General features: G+C 53.4%; 2 rRNA genes. Both read left to right on the top strand.

Going from position 1 to position 3,400, the window contains the following annotated elements:
* The first annotated feature begins 22 nt into the window (after positions 1 to 22).
* Positions 23 to 2,900 (top strand): 23S ribosomal RNA (locus ACIPSK_RS32885).
* A 262-nt stretch (positions 2,901 to 3,162) separates the two neighbouring features.
* A 5S ribosomal RNA gene (gene rrf / locus ACIPSK_RS32880) occupies positions 3,163 to 3,277 on the top strand.
* Positions 3,278 to 3,400: the final 123 nt, after the last annotated feature.

The raw sequence follows: 3,400 nt of genomic DNA, 5'->3' as shown, positions 1-3,400 counted from the left end.
GATGAGCATTGGCAATGAGAACGATTAAGTGTCGTAAGGGCATTTGGTGGATGCCTTGGCATGCACAGGCGATGAAGGACGTGATACGCTGCGAAAAGCCGTGGGGAGCTGCGAATGAGCTTTGATCCATGGATCTCCGAATGGGGCAACCCACCTTAAATGCTTGGGAATCTGGCGCCGCAGGCGCCGCGAATAGCGAATAGTGAGTAGCGAATAGTTTTTAAATTCTATTCGCTATTCGCTAACAACTATTCGCTGCGTCGCAAGGCGACGCCAGGTTCCAAGCATTGTGATAAGGTATCTGCACCTGAATACATAGGGTGTAAGAAGCGAACGCAGGGAACTGAAACATCTAAGTACCTGCAGGAAAGGACATCAACCGAGACTCCGCAAGTAGTGGCGAGCGAACGCGGACCAGGCCAGTGGCAATTGTGATTAAAGTGGAACGCTCTGGAAAGTGCGGCCGTAGTGGGTGACAGCCCCGTACGCGTAGATATCATGATTGTCCTAGAGTAGGGCGGGACACGAGAAATCCTGTCTGAACATGGGGAGACCACTCTCCAAGCCTAAGTACTCGTGCATGACCGATAGCGAACAAGTACCGTGAGGGAAAGGTGAAAAGCACCCCGACAAGGGGAGTGAAATAGAACCTGAAACCGGATGCCTACAAACAGTCGGAGCCCGCAAGGGTGACGGCGTACCTTTTGTATAATGGGTCAACGACTTAGTGTAACAAGCAAGCTTAAGCCGGTAGGTGTAGGCGAAGCGAAAGCGAGTCTGAATAGGGCGATTTAGTTTGTTGCATTAGACCCGAAACCGAGTGATCTAGCCATGAGCAGGTTGAAGGTTGGGTAACACCAACTGGAGGACCGAACCCGCATCTGTTGCAATAGATTGGGATGACTTGTGGCTAGGGGTGAAAGGCCAATCAAACTCGGAAATAGCTGGTTCTCCGCGAAATCTATTTAGGTAGAGCGTCGAGCGAATACCCCCGGGGGTAGAGCACTGGATGGGCTATGGGGACTCACCGTCTTACTGATCCTAACCAAACTCCGAATACCGGGGAGTACTACTCGGCAGACACACGGCGGGTGCTAACGTCCGTCGTGAAAAGGGCAACAACCCTAACCTCCAGCTAAGGTCCCCAAGTCATGGCTAAGTGGGAAAGGATGTGAGGATCCCAAAACAACCAGGATGTTGGCTTAGAAGCAGCCATCATTTAAAGAAAGCGTAACAGCTCACTGGTCTAAATAAGGGTCTTTGCGCCGAAAATGTAACGGGGCTGAAGCCATGCACCGAAGCTGAGGATTTGCAGTGATGCAAGTGGTAGCGGAGCGTTCCGTAAGCTGATGAAGGGAGACCCGTGAGGGCTCCTGGAGGTATCGGAAGTGCGAATGTTGACATGAGTAACGATAAAGAGGGTGAGAGACCCTCTCGCCGAAAGACCAAGGGTTCCTGCTTAAAGTTAATCTGAGCAGGGTTAGCCGGCCCCTAAGGCGAGGCAGAAATGCGTAGTCGATGGGAACCACGTTAATATTCGTGGGCCTGGTGGTAGTGACGGATTGCACAAGTTGTTCTGGTTTATTGGATTATCAGGGCAGCGGAGCGGTTCCAGGAAATAGCTCCACCGTATAGACCGTACCCGAAACCGACACAGGTGGTCAGGTAGAGTATACCAAGGCGCTTGAGAGAACTATGTTGAAGGAACTCGGCAAATTGCACGCGTAACTTCGGAAGAAGCGTGACCCCATGGTAGGCAACTATTATGGGGTGGCACAGACCAGGGGGTAGCGACTGTTTATCAAAAACACAGGGCTCTGCGAAGTCGCAAGACGACGTATAGGGTCTGACGCCTGCCCGGTGCTGGAAGGTTAAGAGGAGAGGTGCAAGCTTTGAATCGAAGCCCCAGTAAACGGCGGCCGTAACTATAACGGTCCTAAGGTAGCGAAATTCCTTGTCGGGTAAGTTCCGACCTGCACGAATGGCGTAACGACTTCCCCGCTGTCTCCAACATAGACTCAGTGAAATTGAATTCCCCGTGAAGATGCGGGGTTCCTGCGGTCAGACGGAAAGACCCCGTGCACCTTTACTATAGCTTTACACTGGCATTCGTGTCGGCATGTGTAGGATAGGTGGTAGGCTTTGAAGCGGGGACGCCAGTTTCCGTGGAGCCATCCTTGAAATACCACCCTTATCGTCATGGATGTCTAACCGCGGCCCGTCATCCGGGTCCGGGACAGTGTATGGTGGGTAGTTTGACTGGGGCGGTCGCCTCCGAAAGAGTAACGGAGGCGCGCGATGGTGGGCTCAGACCGGTCGGAAATCGGTCGTCGAGTGCAATGGCATAAGCCCGCCTGACTGCGAGACTGACAAGTCGAGCAGAGACGAAAGTCGGTCATAGTGATCCGGTGGTCCCGCGTGGAAGGGCCATCGCTCAACGGATAAAAGGTACGCCGGGGATAACAGGCTGATGACCCCCAAGAGTCCATATCGACGGGGTTGTTTGGCACCTCGATGTCGGCTCATCGCATCCTGGGGCTGGAGCAGGTCCCAAGGGTTTGGCTGTTCGCCAATTAAAGCGGTACGTGAGCTGGGTTCAGAACGTCGTGAGACAGTTCGGTCCCTATCTGCCGTGGGTGTAGGAATATTGACAGGATCTGTCCCTAGTACGAGAGGACCGGGATGGACATATCTCTGGTGGACCTGTTGTCCTGCCAAGGGCATAGCAGGGTAGCTACATATGGACGGGATAACCGCTGAAGGCATCTAAGCGGGAAACCCACCTGAAAACGAGTATTCCCTATCAGAGCCGTGGAAGACGACCACGTTGATAGGCCGGGTGTGGAAGTGCGGCAACGCATGAAGCTTACCGGTACTAATAGCTCGATCGGCTTGATCGTTCTCATTGACTATGCTCATCGAACAAAGTTCGATGTGCCAGACCTTTGTCCTGACGCGCCATGGCGCTGCGGACGGCCCGCCAAACGATTGGCGACGGCCTCTGGCCTGTATCGGTGCCACAAGCACCCGCAGCCGGAAGAGGTTCCAAAAGACGTGTTCAAAACCAGCGAAAAGGGCAGAAGCGAAAATCTATTCGCTACTCACTATTCCCTATTCGCTCCAAATCCAGCTTCTCAAAACAACAAAGTTGCGCTTTGCCGACCTGGTGGTTATGGCGGGGTGGCTGCACCCGTTCCCTTTCCGAACACGGCCGTGAAACGCCCCTGCGCCCATGGTACTTCGTCTTAAGACGCGGGAGAGTAGGTCGCTGCCAGGTCTGCAAAACGCAACTTTGATAAAACAATCTTCTCTAAACAAAACAAACGGCCCATGCCGAACAAAAAGGGTCGCCCAAGCGGCCCTTTCTGCTGTAATATAATAACGCGGGGTGGAGCAGCCC

This window comes from Rhizobium sp. LARHSG275, assembly GCF_052871115.1.
Note: the sequence above shows the minus strand (reverse complement) of the source record. Positions and strands in the feature narration are given on the sequence as shown.